The organism is Flavobacterium sp. LC2016-23 (assembly GCF_009674775.1).
Lineage (GTDB): Bacteria > Bacteroidota > Bacteroidia > Flavobacteriales > Flavobacteriaceae > Flavobacterium.
Window position 1 is genome coordinate 1 of the sequence record NZ_WKKE01000007.1, and the last position, 20405, is coordinate 20405.

General features: G+C 36.0%; 15 protein-coding genes and 2 tRNA genes. 12 read left to right on the forward strand and 5 right to left on the reverse strand.

What is annotated here, in order from left to right; genetic code table 11:
• Nucleotides 1-916 precede the first annotated feature (916 nt).
• The 3 genes from GJU43_RS07245 to rseP all read right to left on the reverse strand — a co-directional run bounded on the left by GJU43_RS07245 (nt 917) and on the right by rseP (nt 2529).
• Nucleotides 917-990, reverse strand: a tRNA-Asn gene (locus tag GJU43_RS07245).
• 38 nt (nt 991-1028) lie between these two features.
• Nucleotides 1029-1102: transfer RNA gene (locus GJU43_RS07250), tRNA-Asn, on the reverse strand.
• 83 nt (nt 1103-1185) lie between these two features.
• The gene (gene rseP / locus GJU43_RS07255) at nt 1186-2529 is read right to left on the reverse strand and encodes an RIP metalloprotease RseP (RefSeq protein WP_154340124.1); all 1344 of its coding nucleotides are present in this window, start codon (nt 2527-2529) and stop codon (nt 1186-1188) included.
• A 387-nt stretch (nt 2530-2916) separates the two neighbouring features.
• Between rseP and GJU43_RS07260 the strand changes: the two genes are divergently transcribed.
• The 12 genes from GJU43_RS07260 (at nt 2917) to hflX (ending at nt 18397) form a co-directional block, all read left to right on the forward strand.
• Nucleotides 2917-3201 carry a hypothetical protein gene (locus GJU43_RS07260; protein WP_154340125.1) on the forward strand — a complete coding sequence of 95 codons (285 nt, stop codon included), beginning with the start codon at nt 2917-2919 and terminating at the stop codon, nt 3199-3201.
• A 66-nt stretch (nt 3202-3267) separates the two neighbouring features.
• Nucleotides 3268-3498: a hypothetical protein gene (locus GJU43_RS07265; RefSeq protein ID WP_154340126.1), complete on the forward strand. Its 231-nt coding sequence runs from the start codon at nt 3268-3270 to the stop codon at nt 3496-3498.
• Nucleotides 3499-3594: 96 nt separating this feature from the next.
• Nucleotides 3595-4062: a hypothetical protein gene (locus GJU43_RS07270; RefSeq protein WP_154340127.1), complete on the forward strand. Its 468-nt coding sequence runs from the start codon at nt 3595-3597 to the stop codon at nt 4060-4062.
• 95 nt (nt 4063-4157) lie between these two features.
• Nucleotides 4158-5300, forward strand: a complete 1143-nt coding sequence (locus tag GJU43_RS07275) for an HlyD family secretion protein (RefSeq protein WP_154340128.1) — start codon at nt 4158-4160, stop codon at nt 5298-5300.
• The gene (locus GJU43_RS07280; RefSeq protein WP_154340129.1) at nt 5301-7451 is read left to right on the forward strand and encodes a peptidase domain-containing ABC transporter; all 2151 of its coding nucleotides are present in this window, start codon (nt 5301-5303) and stop codon (nt 7449-7451) included.
• Nucleotides 7452-7566: 115 nt separating this feature from the next.
• On the forward strand, nt 7567-8637 hold the full coding sequence (locus GJU43_RS07285; protein ID WP_154340130.1) for an NADH:flavin oxidoreductase/NADH oxidase: 1071 nt from the start codon (nt 7567-7569) through the stop codon (nt 8635-8637).
• Between the two features lie 213 nt (nt 8638-8850).
• Nucleotides 8851-9891 carry a Gfo/Idh/MocA family oxidoreductase gene (locus GJU43_RS07290; RefSeq protein ID WP_154340131.1) on the forward strand — a complete coding sequence of 347 codons (1041 nt, stop codon included), beginning with the start codon at nt 8851-8853 and terminating at the stop codon, nt 9889-9891.
• Nucleotides 9892-10276: 385 nt separating this feature from the next.
• Nucleotides 10277-11494, forward strand: a complete 1218-nt coding sequence (locus GJU43_RS07295; RefSeq protein ID WP_154340132.1) for an MFS transporter — start codon at nt 10277-10279, stop codon at nt 11492-11494.
• A gap of 290 nt (nt 11495-11784) precedes the next feature.
• Nucleotides 11785-14616: a TonB-dependent receptor gene (locus tag GJU43_RS07300; protein WP_154340133.1), complete on the forward strand. Its 2832-nt coding sequence runs from the start codon at nt 11785-11787 to the stop codon at nt 14614-14616.
• A 21-nt stretch (nt 14617-14637) separates the two neighbouring features.
• Nucleotides 14638-15987: a DUF5689 domain-containing protein gene (locus GJU43_RS07305; RefSeq protein ID WP_154340134.1), complete on the forward strand. Its 1350-nt coding sequence runs from the start codon at nt 14638-14640 to the stop codon at nt 15985-15987.
• A gap of 136 nt (nt 15988-16123) precedes the next feature.
• On the forward strand, nt 16124-16990 hold the full coding sequence (locus GJU43_RS07310; protein ID WP_154340135.1) for a hypothetical protein: 867 nt from the start codon (nt 16124-16126) through the stop codon (nt 16988-16990).
• Between the two features lie 165 nt (nt 16991-17155).
• Nucleotides 17156-18397, forward strand: a complete 1242-nt coding sequence (hflX, locus tag GJU43_RS07315) for a GTPase HflX (protein WP_154340136.1) — start codon at nt 17156-17158, stop codon at nt 18395-18397.
• 410 nt (nt 18398-18807) lie between these two features.
• Here hflX and GJU43_RS07320 read toward each other — a convergent pair whose 3' ends face one another.
• Complete coding sequence (locus GJU43_RS07320; RefSeq protein ID WP_154340137.1) at nt 18808-19758, reverse strand: DUF3078 domain-containing protein; 951 nt, start codon at nt 19756-19758, stop codon at nt 18808-18810.
• Between the two features lie 78 nt (nt 19759-19836).
• On the reverse strand, nt 19837-20346 hold the full coding sequence (locus GJU43_RS07325) for a DUF2480 family protein (RefSeq protein WP_154340138.1): 510 nt from the start codon (nt 20344-20346) through the stop codon (nt 19837-19839).
• Nucleotides 20347-20405: the final 59 nt, after the last annotated feature.

Genomic DNA, 20405 nt, shown 5'->3' on the forward strand with positions numbered 1-20405 from the left:
AATCTTTGTCGATCGCCTGCTGTCATTTCGACGCAAGGAGAAATCACACAAGAAACTCCATAACTATAATCGCCAATCTTTGTCGATCGCCTGTTGTCATTTCGACGCAAGGAGAAATCACACAAGAAACTCCGTAACTATAATCGCTAATCTTTGTCGATTATCTTAATGTGATTTCTCCCTTCGGTCGAAATGACACAGGAAACTCCGTAACTATAATCGCTAATCTTTGTCGATCGCCTGCTGTCATTTCGACGCAAGGAGAAATCACACAAGAAACTCCATAACTATAATCGCCAATCTTTGTCGATCGCCTGCTGTCATTTCGACGTAAGGAGAAATCACACAGGAAACTCCGTAACTATAATCGCTAATCTTTGTCGATCATCTAGTGCGATTTACTTCGTCTGTTCGCTATCGCTCGGGTCTCCCTTCGGTCGAAATGACACAGGAAACTCCGTAACTATAATTGTCAATCTTTGTCGATCGCCTGCTGTCATTTCGACGCAAGGAGAAATCACACAGGAAACTCCGTAACTATAATCGCCAATCTTTGTCGATCATCTAGTGCGATTTCTCCCTTCGGTCGAAATGACACAGGAAACTCCGTAACTATAATTGTCAATCTTTGTCGATCGTCTGCTGTCATTTCGACGCAAGGAGAAATCACACAAGAAACTCCGTAACTATAATCGCCAATCTTTGTCGATTATCTTAATGTGATTTCTCCCTTTGGTCGAAATGACACAGGAAACTCCGTTCCTATAATCGTCAATCTTTGTCGATCATCTAGTGTGATTTACTTCGTCTGTTCGCTATCGCTCGGGTCTCCCTTCGGTCGAAATGACAAGCAGGACTAGTAATATGGTTGAGTTATAAACAAAAAAAAGACCATCATTTCTGATAGTCTTTTCTGCTCCCTCTCTTGGGCTCGAACCAAGGACCCTCTGATTAACAGTCAGATGCTCTAACCAACTGAGCTAAGAAGGAATCACCTTAAAGGTAAATATGTTTGCTAAAAAAAGTTGCTCCCCCTCTTGGGCTCGAACCAAGGACCCTCTGATTAACAGTCAGATGCTCTAACCAACTGAGCTAAGGAGGAAGTTGTTGCTCTTTTTAGCGAGTGCAAATATAGTTGATTTTTTAATTTCGCAAAAATATTTTAGCACTTTTTCTCAATTATTTTTATCTGCCTACAATTGCCTTGTAGATATCGTTTCCGTTAGCAAACAAAAGCAGTGCTATAAGTAAAACGAAACCAACCATTTGGGCGTTTTCTAAGAATTTATCGCTCGGTTTTCTGCCGCTGATTATTTCGTATAATAAAAACATCACGTGACCTCCGTCAAGGGCAGGAATTGGCAATAAATTCATAACACCAAGCATAATTGACAATAAAGCGGTGATCGACCAGAACACTTCCCAGCTCCATGAACTCGGAAAAATGTTAAAAATCGCTGCAAAACCACCTACTTGTTTGTACGCTTTTGTTTCCGGATTGAAAATCATTTTCAGCTGTTTTCCGTAACCTACCAACTGGTCTTTCCCTTTTTCAAGTCCAACCGGAATAGATTCGAAGAAACTGTATTCTTTCGTACTTATTTTATAGTAGCCTAATTTTTCTAAATCAGATAAATCAATACCTCCAGGATATACACCCAGTTTTCCGTTTTTATCCACTTTTAGTGTAACAGGAGTTTGCTTTAAATCACGTAAAACAACCCCCGGAATTGTTTTCCCTTTGTTATTAGCCAAAATAGCCACTGCCTGATCGTAGTATTTCGCCTGTTGACCGTTGATGCTCACAATTAAATCTTTTGCTTTCAAATCTTTATTGGCAGATTCAGCAGGAACATCTTTTATGGCAAAAGGTTTACGGATTGATACCAAAAGACCTTTTTCGTATTTCGATAACTGATCTACAAAATCAGTCGGCATAGCAATGGTTTGCTCTTTTCCGTCTCTTTCAATCAATATGTTTTTAGCCATGATGATGTTCATGTTAAGATCACCATCAAAATTCACCACTTTTTTACCGTCTATAGCAACCAGTTTATCACCTGTTTTAAAACCAGCTTTCAGCATCACCGGATTTTCAACCAGAATACCGTCTTTCAGATCACTGTTAGCTACATAAGTATCACCGTAAGCAAACGCCATTCCGATATAGATAATAAACGCCAGGATAAAGTTTACCGTAACACCACCCAGCATAATAATCAAACGCTGCCAGGCCGGTTTTGAACGAAATTCCCAAGGTTGCGGAGGCAGGGCCATTTGTTCTTTGTCCATGCTCTCGTCGATCATACCCGAGATTTTTACATAACCACCAAGCGGCAGCCATCCGATTCCGTATTCTGTTTCGCCGATTTTCTTTTTAATAAGAGAATATTTAACATCAAAAAATAAGTAAAATTTTTCGACTCTTGTTTTAAATAATTTAGCAGGAATAAAATGTCCTAATTCGTGAAGAATAATAAGTAAAGATAAACTCAATAGAAATTGAGAGAGTTTGATAACTATATCCATTTTGTATTTTTAGTTCGTAATTTAACGCACAAAAGTAACGTTTCTATTTTAATTTGATAGTGCAAGATAATACATAAGGTTTTAAATGTTTGTTAATAAATGTATCTAAGTTTTTTTAAAACCTATTTGGATTTATTTTCTTGTTTTTTTCAGGAACACATCCTCTTTTAATGGGCCTTTTAGGGAGAAATTACTTTTTCTTTCTTAAAAATGTCTTATTCTGGTATTTTTAAGACTAATCCGGACCTTTTTATATTTCTATTGTAATTAATTTTCCATCCGTTTAAAATCTTTTTTACTATTGATTCTAAACGAGAATATTGTATTTCATTAATTTATCTAACATGAGTTATGGATATTGTCAAACAAATAGAGCGCTTAAAAAAAATGCACAACTTAATTGTTGCTGAAAAAACAGGTAACCCCTGTGAGTTTGCAAAAAAAATGTATTTGAGCCGTAGCCAGTTATACAATACAATTGCCATCATAAAAGATTTAGACGCACCAATAAAATATTGTAAAAAAAGAGAAACTTTTTATTATGAAGCTCCTTTCGATCTGGAATTAAGTTATTCCTTTAAAGCAATTACAAACGATGAAGCCAAAGAAATTTTTGGAGGTTTTAGTTTGCGTCCAATTTTATTAGACGGAACTATTATAAGTTTGCTCTGACAAATAAGTTCTCGAGAAAATGATTTTGTTAGATTTTATTATTAACATTTTTAAAATTTAAAAATTATGAATTTAGAAGATTTAAATTTAGTTGAACTTAATGTTCAGGAAGTTCAGGAAGTACGTGGTGGAGATCTTTTTACTTTTATTGCTCTTGGAGCATTAATAATAGGAGTTGGTTTAATTTCTAATAATAATAGTAAAAAAGTTAATGGGCCCGGAGGAGGTGTTTCTAATGCTCCTGGTAACTCTACGGGATATTATAGAGGAGATTTACTTACAGGAGCAATATTTTAAATTAAACAAAAAAAAGAGCCTTGAGTTTTTCAAGGCTCTTTAAATTCACAATAATTGAGATGCTCTTATTAAAAAAAAACACTAATACAATCATAAATGAGACACTATATTTTAAAAACAATTAGAACAACAGTATTTTTTTTCACACTATTTTTAGCATATTCATGTGGATTAAAAGCTATTCCTTCTGACTATACTTTTATTAAAGGTGGTTTTGAGAAGGTTGAATTAGATAAACTGGGAAATGGCAAAATACTTATCTATAATGGTGCTGGTATTTCACATAAAATAGATAATACAGCGAGATTAAATATCTGGATTAACGATAAACCATTAGGTCAGCTAAGAGCAAGCGAATATGTAGTAATTGATCTTAAAAAGGGCACATATAAATTCAAAGTACAGCATTTAGATGTGGTTAATATGCGGAGTATAGACGAAGTTGAAATTGATGAAAAAACAAGAGTTATAAAAATTAAACCCAATCTTACTTCGAACAAATTAACCATTACAAATGAATTGCCTAAAAACTTCGATAAATTCAGGTACTCAGAAAAAAAATAATGCTTCCCTATTATTGAATTTTTATAATAGATCTGTTAAATTCAAGAAAGACTGCTTGCTGTAAACTTTTTGTTTTTAAAGCTAATACTTATTTTATGAACTTCACTTCAGATCCAATAAATACACTGGAAAACCTTATTTCAAAAAACAACACAAAGAGTTTCTCAATTTACGTTGTTGTTATTGCAGGAATTATAATTTTTCTGGGATTACTGCCCATTATTAAAATTGATATAAGTAGCCAGAGTCGCGGTATAATTCGAAGTAAAATAGATAATGTTCCCGTTTTTACAATAGTAACCGGCAAGGTTAATTGGATTCATTTAAAAAATAATGGTTTGGTAAAAAAAGGAGATACGATTTTAAAAATTGCTAAAGAAAATCTGGAAAATGATAAAAAAACCCAGGATGCCTTATCGGATGCTGTTTCAGCAATACTACAGGATATTTCGAACATTTTAAAAAATGAAACAATTGATTTACAGACGTCTGCAGGAAGAGAAGAATTGTTGAAATTTCAGTCTGAAACCAATGAATTGCAAAGCAAAATCTCGCAAGCGCAAATAAATTATGATCGAAATAAGATTTTATACGATAAAGATATTATTGCAAAAGCAGATTTTGAGAAAAATGATTATGAATTACGTATATCTAAACAAGCACTGCAAAGTTTTGTAAGTCAGCAAAACTTAACTTGGGAGAATCAGAAAAGGGATTTAGAAGAACGGCTTAAAAACCTTACCGGAACTGTTGCGAAAATAAATGTAGAGTCAAGCAATTATGTAGTTTTGGCTCCTATTTCAGGTACAATCGAAAATTATTCAGGTATTCAAAAAGGTTCTTTTGTAAGTGCTTCACAATCTATTGCAACAATTTCACCTACAGAATATCTTATTGCCGAATGTAGTATTTCTCCAAATGATATTGGCTTAATTAAGAAAAACCAAAAAGTAAAACTTCAGTTTGATGCTTTTAACTATAATCAATGGGGTTTTTTAGAAGGAAAAGTAATTGATATTGATCGGAATATAACGATTCAGGGAGAGCAGGCTTTTTTTAAAGTCCGATGTGCCATGAGTTCAACTACACTACACTTAAAATCCGGTTATAAAGCCAGTGTTTCAAAAGGAATGACACTAACAACAAGATATATAATAACCCGCAGAAGCTTGTTCGATTTATTATTTGACAAAATAGATGATTGGCTGAATCCAAAACAAATATCAAGTAAAAAATAAATGGCTTCAATTAAAATAAAACAACATGATATTAAAGATTGTGGTGCTGCTTGTTTGGTATCTATTGGAAACCATTTTAAAGTTAATCTTCCTTTAGCGAGAATTCGCCAATATGCCAATACAGATAAGAGAGGTACGAATGTTTTGGGAATTATTGAAGCTGCCGAAAAAATAGGTTTTACTGCCAAAGCAGTAAAAGGAAGTATTGATTCGTTACACAAAATTCCGCTTCCCACAATAGCCCATATCGTTACAAAAGAACAGTTGCATCATTATATTGTAATTTATAAAGTTGATAAATCTAAACTAACGGTTATGGATCCGGGTTTTGGTAAAATGGTAATTTATACTTTCGAAGATTTTCAAAAAATATGGTCGGGAGTATTAATTCTTTTTGCACCTAATGAAGATTTTAAAATATTGAATGAAAAAACTTCACCCATAAAACGTTTTTGGAATTTAATTCAGCCACATAAAACGATTTTAATTCAGGCTTTAGTTGGTGCAGTTGTATATACCGTACTAGGATTGGCGATGTCTGTTTATATTCAAAAAATAACGGATTATGTTCTGGTAGACGGCAATAGAAATCTACTCAATTTGTTGAGTATTTCTATGATTGTCATTATTTTGCTTCAGGCATACATCGGCTCTAAAAAAAGCATTTTTGTAATGAAAACGGGGCAATTAATTGATGCGAAATTAATTCTTGGTTACTATAAGCATTTGTTGCATCTGCCCCAGCGTTTTTTTGATACAATGCAAATAGGGGAAATAATATCCAGAATAAACGATGCTGTAAAAATTCGATCCTTTATAAATGAAGTTGCTATAGAGATGATTGTTAACATCTTTATTTTAATTTTTTCGTTTGCCTTAATGTTTATTTATTATTGGAAATTAGCTTTGGTTATTTTGCTAGTGATTCCATTTTACAGCACAATTTATTTTATTCTGAACAAATTAAACAAGAAAGTAGAACGAAGTATTATGGAGGATTCAGCTGAACTTCAAACTCAGTTAGTTGAAAGTATTACACATGTCAGGACTGTAAAAGAGTTTGGGATTGAAGAATTTTCAAATCTGAGAACCGAGAATAAATTTGTAAAATTATTGTTTACTACTTATAAATCCGGATTAAATGGTCTTTTTGCTAATACATCGACTCAAATTCTGGCTTCTGTATTTACTGTTGTATTAATATGGATCGGATCGGGATATGTAATCGATCGAAATATTACTCCCGGCGAATTATTCTCCTTTTATGCTTTGATAGGTTATTTTACATCTCCAGTTGCTTCACTAATAGAAATGAACAAAACAGCACAAAATGCTTTGATTGCAGCTGATAGGCTTTTTGAAATTATAGATCTGGAACGGGAAGAAACTGAGAACAAAATTGAAATTCAAAGAGAAAAAATAGGTGATATAAAATTTGAAAACGTTTCTTTTCGCTACGGATCACGAATCGAAGTATTTAAAAAATTTAATGCAATCTTCAAAAAAAATGAAACAACAGCAATAGTGGGAGAAAGTGGCAGCGGAAAAACGACCTTAATTTCATTATTGCAAAATCTATATCCTATAAAAGAAGGAAAAATTTATATCGGTGAATATGATACGCAATTTATTCACTACCAAAGTGTGAGGAAAATTGTTGGTGTTATACCACAGCAACTTAATTTGTTTTCCGGTAATATTATTGAGAATATTGCATTAGGAGATTCATTTCCGGATATTCACAGAATTTTAGATTTGTCTAAACAACTCCAAATAACAGATTTCGTAGAAAAATTGCCAAATGGTTTTGAAACACAAATAGGGGAAAATGGTGCAATGCTTTCCGGTGGACAAAAACAAAGAATTGCAATAGCAAGGGCATTATACAAAAATCCGGAAGTTTTATTAATGGATGAAGCAACATCATCACTCGATACAAATTCCGAAAAAGTGGTAAAAGATGCTATAGATAATTTTAAAAGTCAGGGAAAAACAGTAATCGTTATTGCGCATCGATTGAGTACAATTGCAAATGCTGATAAGATATTGGTTATGAAAAACGGAGCTATTGTTGAATCTGGGAATCATCAAAATTTACTGGAACAAAAAGGAGAGTATTATAATTTATGGAATAAACAACATTTGCTTTAAATGTTTGTTAATTAATAAACATTTAGATTTCTCCTTTTGGGCAGATGCCTTAACTTTACTTTTTTAAACGCTATCATACCCAATAGGTGCGTACAACTATTAAAAGTTACAAAATATGGCTTCATTATTATTTTCTCCCCTTACGATAAAAAAAATTACTTTAAAAAACAGAATCGTTATTTCGCCTATGTGTCAGTACTCCGCAATTGACGGATTTGCAAACGACTGGCATTTGGTTCATCTCGGAAGTCGTGCCAGTGGCGGAGCAGCTTTGATCATTCAGGAAGCGACAGCCGTTTCTCCGGAGGCAAGAATATCTCCGTCAGATCTTGGAATCTGGAAAGATGAGCACCTTCAAAAATTAAAACAGATCAACGAATTTATCGTTTCTCAAAACTCCATTCCCGGAATTCAGCTGGCACATGCCGGACGAAAAGCCAGTGTTTCGGCTCCGTGGGAAGGCAATAAAAAATTAGATTTCGCTCAGGGCGGATGGCAGACGGTTTCTGCGAGCGCGATTCCGTATCACGATGATGAACCGTTTCTTCCGGAAGCTATGGATTCAAACGGAATCCGAAAAGTAGTTTCAGATTTTAAAGCAGCGACCAAAAGGGCTGTTGAAGCGGGGTATAAGGTTGTGGAAATTCATGGAGCACACGGTTATTTACTGCACCAGTTTTTATCGCCTTTAACGAATGTGAGAACCGACGAATACGGAGGAAGTTTTGAAAACAGAATCCGTTTTACCTTAGAAATTGTCGAAGCCGTTCAGTCGGAATGGCCGTCAGATTTGCCGTTATTCGTTCGAATTTCAGCGACAGACTGGGCAGAAGGCGGATGGAATCCCGAAGAATCTGTAAAGCTTTCGAAAATACTAAAAGATAAAGGAGTAGATTTAATTGATGTTTCATCGGGTGGATTGGTTTCGCACCAAAAAATTCAGATTGGTCCCGGTTATCAGGTTTCTTTTGCTGAAAAAATCAAAAAAGAAGCTGCCATCTTAACCGGAGCGGTGGGATTAATTACAGAATCGCAACAAGCCGAAGAAATTTTGAAAAACGGTCAGGCCGATTTGGTTTTATTCGCCAGGGAATCACTAAGAAACCCGAACTTACCTTTAGATTTCGCCAAAGAACTACAAGACGATATTCAATGGCCAAAACAATACGAAAGAGCTAAAATTTAATTTTTTGCCACAGATTATTTTGATTAAAAGGATTAAAAAAAGTTTGCCACGAATTGCACTAATTTTCACAAATCTGTGCGTGTAAAAATGCTAAATTAATTCGCGGAAATTCGTGAAATTCGTGGCAAAAAAATCTTTCCCATCACAATAATCTCTGGCAAAAAAAATCTTTTCCAATCACAATAATCCGTGGCAAAAAAAAACGAAACGAAAATGCAAAAAATAAAAACAGCACTATTATCATACGGAATGTCGGGGAAAGTTTTTCACGCCCCGTTTTTAAACCTTCATCCGGGATTTGAATTATTAGGTTCCTGGGAAAGAAGCAAAAAACTCATTCAGGAAGATTATCCGACCGTAAAAAGTTACCCGTCCATTGACGAATTATTAGCCGATGACGTCGATTTGGTCATCGTAAACACGCCGGTTGGTACCCATTACGAATATGCAAAAAAAGTACTATTGGCCGGAAAACATGCCGTTGTCGAAAAAGCGTTCACCACTACTGTGGCCGAAGCCGAGGAACTGGCAAAAATTGCAAAAGACAAAGGACTGAAGTTGGCTGTTTTCCAGAACCGACGCTGGGACAGTGACTTTAAGACCGTTCAAAAAATAATCAATGATGGCGTTTTAGGAGATTTGGTCGAAGCCGAATTTCACTTTGACAGATACAATCCGTTGCTGAGCCCGAAAGCACATAAAGAAACCGTAAATGACGGCGCCGGAATTCTGAAGGATTTGGGACCCCATTTAATCGATCAGGCTCTTGCTTTGTTTGGTTCACCGAAAGCCGTTTTTGGGGATATCAGAGTGACCCGGGAAAATTCTTTAGTAGACGACTGGATCGATTTGGCATTGATTTACACTGATTTCAGAGTGCGTTTAAAAGCCGGATTTTTTGTCAGGGAAGCGAATCCTGCCTATACCCTTCATGGAAAAAAGGGATCTTTCCTCAAACCCCGCGGTGATGTTCAGGAAGACGATTTAAAACTCGGAAAAAAACCGGATTTAGCATCCTGGGGAACAGAATCAGAAAGTTTGCAGGGGCTTTTGCATACCGAAATTAACGGAAAAGAAGTCCGTGAAAAAGTACCAACCCTTCAGGGGAATTATTTTTCATTTTTTGATGGTGTTTACGAATCAATTGCAAATGATAAAACAGAACCCGTTACGGCACAAGACGGTGTAAAAGTAATGCAGATTATAGAAGCTGCTATTGCTAGTGCTGCGCAGCAAAAGGTTATTATTCTTTAAGGGTTTTTTGCCAGCAGATTTGCAGATTACGCGGATTAACGCAGATTTTTTCAATCCTTTTTATGCGTGATCCTGATCACTTTGGATTGGTAAAAAACTTTGAATATTACAATTAAAAGTTTGCCCGCAGATTTTGCAGATTACGCGGATTGACACAGATTTTAAATTCATTTAATTATGTGATTTCGATAGTTATGGGAAAGGCAAAAAATAAAACCAGTGAAAATCCGCCTAACCCGTAAAACCCGCGAACTAATACCTTTTCTTCTCGAATAAGCATACAATTTATAAACAATAACGTTATAAATCTGGTAAGCAGAAGGGTTTGGTAGTCTGTAAAGCAGCTTTTTAGTACTTTTGCCATACAAACATTAAACGCATTATTTTGATCAATTTCAATCCATTATCATTCTTTCAGGCCAAAGGGAAAATCAAGAAAGTCTACAGAGAGGCAAAAGCTTCTTATTTAAACCGAATTCGTTTTGCTGTCGGAATGTTTTATTTTGGAATGGGTTTAAGTTTTGCCACCTGGGCAAGCCGGATTCCGGATATTAAAACCGCTCTTCATTTGACAGAAGGAGATTTGGGATCTATACTTTTTGCATTACCGATGGGACAGTTGGTAATCATGCCTTTTTCAGGAAAAATGGTCACCAAGTTCGGAAGCCATCGTATTTTGATTTTTTCGCTGATCATGTATGTTTTATGCCTTACCAATTTAGGTTTGGCAACTACTGTTTTGCAGTTATCCTTAGGTTTGTTTCTGTTCGGATTGTTTGGAAATTTAGCCAACATTGCCGTCAATACACAAGGGGTTTATACCGAAGTTCTTTTCAAAAAAACAATTATGTCATCTTTTCACGGCATGTGGAGCTTTGCCGGATTTACAGGGGCTTTGGTCGGTTTAGGGATGCTAGCCTTAAACTTAAGTCCGCTTCATCATTTTTTAATTGTTGGCGCGGTAGTGCTGCTTATGGTTGCTTTTAATTTTAAGTTTTTGGTGAGGGCCAAAGAAAAAATTAAGGCGAAAAGCGGAGAAAAGAAAAAGCTTTTTGTGAAACCGGACAGCGCATTGATCTGGCTGGGCGTAATTGGTTTTTGCAGCATGGCGAGCGAAGGTGTCATGTTTGACTGGAGCGGCGTTTACTTTAAAGATGTTGTCGAGGCACCGGGACCACTGGTGGTTTTAGGGTACACTTCCTTCATGATTATGATGGCCAGCGGACGATTTTTAGGAGACGGAATGATCAATAAATTTGGCCGTGAACGTGTTATGCAAATCAGCGGTGTAATGATTTCTGCCGGACTTTTTACCGCCGTTTTTCTTCCTTACATTATTCCCTGTACCATTGCTTTTATGATGGTTGGACTCGGAGTTGCAACGATTGTTCCAACGGTTTACAGTATGGCCGGAAAAAATCCGACAGTGCCGCCCGGAGAGGCTTTAACGATAGTGTCCAGCGTTAGTTTTCTCGGTTTTTTAATGGGACCTCCGGTAATCGGACACATTGCCCAAAACTTTGGACTTCAGTTCTCCTTTGCTTTTATCGGAATTTTTGGGGTTCTGATTGCTTTTATGGTTTCTAAAATCAGAACTACCTAATTAAGCATCTTTTTCGAAGATTTTATAGCACACCATGCGATCTCATAATGAAATCATATTGGTGTAAATCTGTATACATTTAGAATCTTCTGTTTTCTTTTAAAATAAAATAGTAAGAAAAGTATTGTTTTAATTAATAATAATTATCTTTGAAGCGCGAACAATTGTTCGGCCATTTTATAATACCTTTTTTCCAAAGACCAATTTTATCCTTTGAGGTAAGGATTGAATGTTTGCTTTTTTAAACATTTTAATCCTAAACAATTTATCAAAGTTAATTGGTGTTATCCATGAGAAAAAAGTACCTGTTGTTTTTTATTTTGCTGCCTTTTGGACTTGCTTTTGCACAAAAGGAAATTGCCATTTCAGGAATCGTGATTGATGCAAAAACGCAAAACCCGCTGGAAAATGTTGTAGTAAGCATTCAGAATTCTTCTGTCACACAACTTACCGGAGCAAACGGAAAATTCGTATTGTATTCTTCCCTCAAAGGAGAGCAGTTGCTTTTGGTGCACAGTCAGGGGTATAAAGATTTACTGCTGAAAATAAATATCTACGCCAACCTTACTTTAGGGATTTTACAATTAGAAGATACTTTTACAGATGAGGTCCAGGGTACTTTAATTACCCTGCTCGAAAGTGATTTGTCTGATGATAACAGTTCCAGCGAAATGACTTCAGGCCTTTTACAATCGGCAAAAGATGCTTTTTTTCAGGCCTCCGCTTTTAGTTGGGGACAGGCCCGGTTTAAAGTACGTGGTCTGGACAGCGAAAACGGCACCATGATGCTGAATGGAATGCCAATGAATAAAATTTACGACGGAAGGCCGCAATGGGCCAACTGGGGAGGATTAAATGATGTACTTCGAAACCAGGAATTTTCTATTGGCGGAGCAGCTTCGCTTTATAGTTTTGGAGGTGTTTTGGGCACGCAGCAAATTTATACGCGGGCTTCCTTATACAGAAAAGGAGAACGTCTTTCGTTCTCCGGAAGCAATACAACGTACAACTGGCGGGCTATGGGAACCTATGCTTCAGGCATGAATTCTTCAGGCTGGGCGTATGTCGTTTCGGCAGGGAAGCGTATTGGAAATGAAGGGTATTTTGAAGGAACAAATTTCGATGGGGAATCTTTTTTTCTAAGTATCGAAAAGAACGTAAACAAACGGCACTCGATTAATTTTACAGGATTTTATACGCCAAATTCCCGTGGAAAAAACTCTGCCAATACAGCTGAGGTTACTCAATTGACAAATGGAAAATACAATTCCTACTGGGGCTGGCAAAACGGTAAAAAGCGAAACGCCAGAGTAAAAAATATTGAAGAACCGCTTTTAATGCTGAACCATTATTTTAAAATAAATGAAAAAGCAAACCTGAATTCGGGTATGATGTACCAATTTGGAAAAACAGGAAACAGCAATATCGATTATCAGAATACACCAAGTCCGGATCCTGTTTATTACCGAAAATTACCAAGTTATTTCAGCTCTATGTATGCCGCTGATAAAGGAGGATTCTCAGGAGACTTTACGCCTGACCATGAAAATGCCGAAAAAAGTAAAGAATTGTTTTTGAACAACCCTCAGATTAACTGGGAAGAAATCTATCGTGCCAATCAGAAACCCATAACAAATACCGACGGAATCATTACAGGATACGGACCGGTACAAAGTCATTATGTTTTGTACGAAGACCGGACAGACGACAAAACATTTGGGGCAAACTCAAACTTAAATATAGAACTCACAGAAAACAGCGCTTTTGACTGTGGAATTACTTTTCGGAATTTAAAATCACATCAGTTTCAATCTCTTTTAGATTTACTGGGAGGGGAATATTTTATGGATATTGATGCTTTTTACAGTGGCAATCAGGCACAATCTGACTTGCGAAACCCAAACCGGCAGGTAAAAGTGGGAGATCACTATGGCTACAACTATAATCTTCTGGCAACGACTGTTGATGCGTTTACACAATTTAAATTCAATTATAAAAAAACGGAACTTTACCTGGCACAATCGTATTCGGTGTCCAATTATCAAAGAGAAGGATTGTATCAAAACGGAATTTATCAAACTACTTCACTGGGTAAAAGCCAAAAAGTAAATTTTGAAAATTTTGGCTTCAAAGGTGGATTTACGTATAAGATTTCAGGAAAACAAGGACTGTTTTTTAATGGAATGTATCTGACAAGGGCACCTTCACTTCGAAATACTTTTTCAAATTCAAGGCTCAATAACGCCAATGTGAACGGAATTGAAAATGAAAACATAAGCAGCGCAGAAGCAAATTATGTATACCGTTCGCCTAAGCTTAAAATCAGAACAACCCTTTATTACAGTCTGATAAAAAACACCACCAGAAGCTCCTTTTTTTATGCAGAAGGAATCTTTGATAAAGGTGCCGGATATAATAATACGGATGCTTTTGTAGGCCAGACGCTAACGAATCTGGACAAGAAGAATAAGGGAGCTGAACTTAGTTTTGAATATCAGGTTTCGGCAACATTGAAAACAACTTTATCGGCTGCATACGGCCATTATACGTACAGCAGTAATCCAAATGTTTTTATCACCAATGATGCCAATGCTGCAAAAGCGAATGCACAGGCCGCTTTTGATTTTGGAGAATCCCGACTTAAAAATTACAAACAGCCAGGAACGCCCCAACAGGCCTACTCACTTGGTTTGGAATACAGGGATCCTAAATTTTGGTGGCTTGCTGCGAATATTAATTATTTGACGGATAATTATATCGATGTTTCGCCCATCGCCAGAACCAACCGTTTTTACATCAATTCAAAAAATGGTTTAGCTTTTCCGGAAGCCACCCAAGAACGGGCTAATGAATTATTACGACAGGAAAAATTCAATCCGGTTTCTTTACTAAATATTACAGGAGGAAAATCCTGGCGGGTTTTTGGAAAATATGTTGGCTTTTTTGCAAGTGTCAATAATGTTTTTGATTTGTCTTATAAAACAGGTGGTTTTGAACAGGCAAGAAATGCCAATTTTAGAGCCCTTAATCAGGATGTTTCCAGCGGAACTCCATCCTTTGGTCCCAAATATTTTTATGGCTACGGAAGAACCTATTTCGTTAACATTAGTATCACATTATAAAACTTAAAAACAGATTATATTATGAGAAATATATATGTAAGCTCTTTTCTAGCCATACAATTATACCTTTTTTGTGCCTGCAGCACGGAAATCGAAATTCCGAAATTGGGATGTGAGCAGGTAAATCTCCCCGTAAATCAGACCGTAGAAAAAGTAAAAAGCGTTTCCGGTTTAGTTCCGAAGCAGTATAATTACGATGACGTCATTGAAGGCTATGTGGTATCGTCAGATGAAGCAGGTAATTTCTTCAGGACGATTTCTTTTCAGACATTAGCGAATGAGCAACATCCTGCACAAGGATTTAGTGTTGCTGTTGATGCAGCCAATAGCTACGTAGATTTTTGTGTCGGAAACAAAGTATACATTAAGCTTAAAAATCAATATACAGATCTCAGTTATGGTGCGTTAAGAATTGGTAGTTTGTATGCCAGTAATTCGGGTGAACCAACAATAGGAAGGGTTTCTCAAAATGATTATAAAAATGTACTGAATGCTTCTTGTGTAGTCGTTGATGAAAATCAATTGGTTCAGTCTCTTTCGATAGAAGAAGCTTTAAACGAAAATAAGTTAAACACTTTAGTGGATCTTAAAGACGTACAATTTACAGAAGCGGCAATCGGTCGTCATTACTTTGAGGAATCCAATACTATTGGCGGTGCAACTAACTGGAACCTGACGGATAAGACGGGAAATCAAATTATTTTCAGGACCAGTAGTTTTGCCAATTTTGCTGCCGGTATCGTACCTGAAGGGAGCGGAAAAGTACGTGGAGTGATCACAAAATTCGGATCTGATTATCAATTAGTCGCCCGATTTGAAAGCGATGTTATGATGGAAGGAAAAAGGAGTGCGCCTTTCTTTTCGGAGGATTTCCAATCGGTAAAAAACAATGTAAATTTTAATCTGCCGGGCTGGGGCAATGTCGTAGAAAAAGCCTCAAAGTTATGGAAAAGTATGGTGTACGGAGGGAATGGTTATGCCGAATTTAATACCACCAGCACCACTGCTGCCGAAAACATCGCCTGGCTTGTTTCTCCTAAAATAGATATGGATTCCTATAAAAATGGGGTGCTGTCTTTTAGAAGTGCCCAACATGATTTAAAAGTGGATTCCCCGCTGAATGCATTGGAAATTTATGTGTCAGCCAATTTTGACGGCTCGAACCTAAAGAAAGCTCAATGGACAAAATTGGAAGCAAAAATAGCCACACAGTCAACGCCTTCCCGTCAGTTTATAAGCTCGGGCGCGATAGATTTGTCACCTTATTCCGGAAAGATCAATATTGCCTTTAAATATATCGGCTCCGGAAAAGACAAAACCTTAAACGGCGCTTTTATGATTGATGATGTAAAAATTTATGGAGAAAAATAGCCACACCTTTTTTTAAAAATTAAATTAAAGTATTGGTTTTTAGAGTATTATTTAAAAATCAACAGTTTTTAAGCCTGAGCCTGTTAAAATTTAATTGGATTTTGTATTTTGGTCATCCCAAATCGATACAAATACCATGAAAAAAATCTACTTACTTGCCATCATCATGATGGTATTTCCATGTTTAGTGCATAGTCAGGACGCTCCCCCTGTCCGTTTAAAACAGATCAACATTGTAAAAACCAATTACCAAAATTATAAGGATGGTGAAATTGTAAATAAAACAGTGGTTTTTAGTGAAGGAAAAATACAAACGATTACTACTTCCGATGTTATTCAGAAATTTTTTTACAACAAAAACGGTTTGCTGGATATGACTGTAAAAGAAAAAGTTGGAAGCGACTGGAAAGAAGTGATCAATTATACGTATGATGCCGATAACAACATTATAAAATTCGTAAACAAATATCATGAAGGTAATGATTACATTACCAAAACGGTAACGTTTACCTACGAAGGAGCGCGAATAAAAGCAATCACGAAAAAAAGTACCAATCACCAGAATATAGTGGATGATATTGAATACATTGTTGAAAATGGTATTATCGTAAGACGTACTTCACGTGATAGAAACAAACAGATCATTGGTAAAATAGAATACGTTTATGTGAATGATAATGTGTCTAAACATAAAGGTTTAGTGGGAGATAAAATCTCTAAAACCTATACGTACGATGATAAAAAATCGGTTGAATCTTTAATTGTTCAGAATCTTTTTGGAGATAATTACAAAATAATCGTACCGATGATTTCATACCATGAAGATGAATTTAGTTTTGAGAGTATTTCGTATAATAACGAAGTGAATTTCAGCCCTTCTTCTACAGCTTTGGTAGCGGTAAGCCGAAAATACAAATACAATAAATTAAATTATCCGATATCCTGTTCGCAGCTTGAAGAAAATGGTATTGTAAAAACAGAAAAGACTTTTATTTACGAATAACGACGTTATACTTTATTTTTTAAGTCCTTTAGAAATTAAGATTTTAATTTTTAAAGGACTTATTTTTTTTAAATAAAGACGATAATTTCCTAAATAGAACTTAAAAATAAAATTCTATAAGTGTAGTCACTTACAAATCATTAAATTTGCACCTTATTCAAAGCTATGTTAGAAAAAGAAGTTATAAATTTTGAGAGAACGGCCATTGTTGGTATTGTAACTCAAAATCAAAGTGAGGAAAAACTAAACGAATATTTAGACGAATTAGAGTTTTTGACTTTTACCGCAGGAGGGGAAGTGATCAAGCGTTTTTCGCAAAAAATGGAACGCCCCAACCCGAAAACTTTTGTTGGAACAGGTAAAATCGAAGAAATTAATCTTTTTGTAAAAGAGCACGACATATCAACTTTAATTTTTGATGATGAATTATCGCCATCACAGCAGAAAAATATATCAAAAATTATTGATTGTAAAATCTTAGACAGAACCAATCTGATTCTGGATATTTTTGCGCAGCGGGCAGAAACTTCTTATGCAAGAACTCAGGTAGAATTGGCACAGTGTATCTACTTACTACCAAGACTATCCGGTTTGTGGACACACCTTGAACGCCAGAAAGGTGGTATTGGTATGCGTGGTCCCGGTGAAACGGAGATCGAAACGGACAGACGTATTGTGCGTGACAGAATTGCGTTACTGAAAGACAAAATCAAAACTATCGATAAGCAGATGGGAATTCAGCGTAGTAATCGCGGAGCAATGGTACGTGTGGCGCTGGTGGGATATACCAATGTTGGAAAATCGACTTTGATGAATGCTGTGGGTAAAAGCGATGTTTTTGTAGAGAATAAATTATTCGCAACGCTGGATACAACCGTTCGTAAAGTCGTGATTAAAAACCTGCCATTCTTACTTTCTGACACAGTAGGTTTTATTAGAAAATTACCAACACAATTGGTAGATTCTTTTAAAAGTACACTGGATGAGGTTCGTGAAGCAGATCTGTTGCTGCATGTTGTGGATATTTCACATGCGGATTTCGAGGATCATATCGAATCTGTAAATCAGACGTTATTAGAGATCAAAAGTAATGACAAACCCACGATCATGGTTTTTAATAAAATTGATGCTTACAAACACCTGACAATCGATGAGGATGATTTAATTACTGAAAAGACAAGAAGACATTACACGCTTGAGGAATGGAAACAAACCTGGATGAGCAATGTAGGTCAGGATAAAGCGTTATTTATTTCGGCAACCCAAAAAGAAAATTTCGAAGAATTTAGGGAAACCGTTTATGAAGCTGTTCGCCAGATTCATATCACAAGATTTCCGTATAATAAATTTTTGTATCCGGATTATAAGGATGCAATCGAAAAAGAAGAAAAAGAGGATGACGAATAAATAAAATTTTACTGCAAAGAACGACAGGATTATATCCAGCGTACCTTTATAAACACAAAGTTCGCAAAGCTTATCTAGGATTTAGCTTTGCGAACTTTTTTTATAAAACCTAACGTGTTAAAATCTTTGCGTTCTTTGCGAGAAATATTAATTTTTTCATTTTGCGAATATTTTTTGTCTCGCAGATTTTGCGGATCTATTTTAAAAAATTATTAAAAAAGAAAATCTGCTTAATCAGCCAAATCTGCGGGAAACTTTACTGCACAGTTTTAAATCTAGGTCAAAACCTTAACCGCAAAGTTCGCTAAGCTTTTCATATTTAATCTCGCAAAGTCGCAGAGTCGCAAAGTTTCTTTAGGTTTTTAAACTTGGAGTTTCTGCGGTAAAAATACAATCGATTCCTTTTTACATTAGAATCCGAAATTAATTCCCAAGCCGAAAACCTCCCTGGTTTGAAAACCCTGAAAAGCATTATCGTCATAAATAGCCTGAAAGGCTAAATTAGCGGACAGGAATTTGTTTACTTTCATCACAATATTCAGCGAGTAATTAATGTCTACATTCTGTGGGTCTTCTAAATAATTAGAATATAAATTCAAACTGTTTTCTGCCGTTACGTTGGTCATAATGGCAAGTTTGTAATAAAGTGATGCGTAAAAACCAAGCTCGTATCTAATGGTTTTGTTGGCATCTACACCAAAATAAGCACCATCAACATAGGGTAATCCGGTTCCCTGATCGATTCCTGAAGTGTAGGCACCGTCTACAAAAGTGAATTTTGAGGTTAGGGGTGCAAAGTTTATTTTCAGATTATCATCTTTAGACCAGTATATACCAGGGCCTGTTGTGAGATAACCGGGAGACATAAATTTGGTATTTTCTGTACGGATTTCTTTTCCATTTACATCTTTTCCATAAAGGTAACCCGTCGAGAATTGGGTTCTGAAATTTAAAAAGAAAGAGTAATACCATTCCCCAAAAGCTCTTTTTCCGACTATTGAATTAAATTCTAAACGGTCATCGGTCTTTTTACCAAAATCAGCATTTTTAGTTTGTAAAATACCATACGAAGCCAGAATTTTATTGTCCCAGGTGATGTCGTCTTTTTTATAATTAAAGTCGTAGTTGATTCCTAAAGTTCCGGAGAAACTGTCTTCACCTCCTGCGAGCCAGTTATTAAAACTGGACTGATTTAGTAAAAGAGATACAATTCCTTTTGCTTTCCAGCCTTCCCCCTCAATTGTGTCATTTATTTTTTTTACGGCTTTTTCAGTGTTTTCAACTAGTTCTTTTTCGGAATTTTGTGCCTGAAGAAAAGTAAGATTTGCTAAAACGAAGAGTAATAAGAATATCTTTCTCATAGTATTTAGTTTAAAGTGTAATAACAAATATACTAAAAACCGCCAGATTCTGTAGGATTAATTGGTGCTTAAAGCACGTTATTTCTTAACTTCCTTGTATAAAGGTACTGCAGAACAAGCTTCTCCGTACATAATACTTCTTGCAAAAGGCTGCAGATAGGTTGTTGCTAAAATATAAGCGCGAACAGGAACAGGCTTCTTTGAACAGCCTTTTACAATAACAGGTTTGTTCTGGTACGCCGAATAATCGATTTTACTTAAAATCTCTTCGTATAAACTGCCATTTAGATCCTCGATCGTTCCGTTGACTGTTTTTTTGGCATAAGGCGCCAATTGAATCGCAACCAATAGTAAAGCCCAGGCCGGAATAATAGCATCGGTACTGCAGTTGACGGCAACATACTGATCCTGATATTGTGACCAGTCGTGATTTTTTAAATGCTCCCTGAAGTCTTTTTCTTTTAATAAGAAACCTTCCAAAAGCCATTGTGAAATGTCAAGCTGCACACGCATTCCCTTTGGGTAATAATCTTCAAGATCAAATACTTCCAGTGCACTATTGGCAACTTTATTGATTATTTCTTCCATTTTTTTTAGTTTTCAGCTAAAGCCTCAGTCACAGTGCTCAGTCACAGTCACAGTGCGCA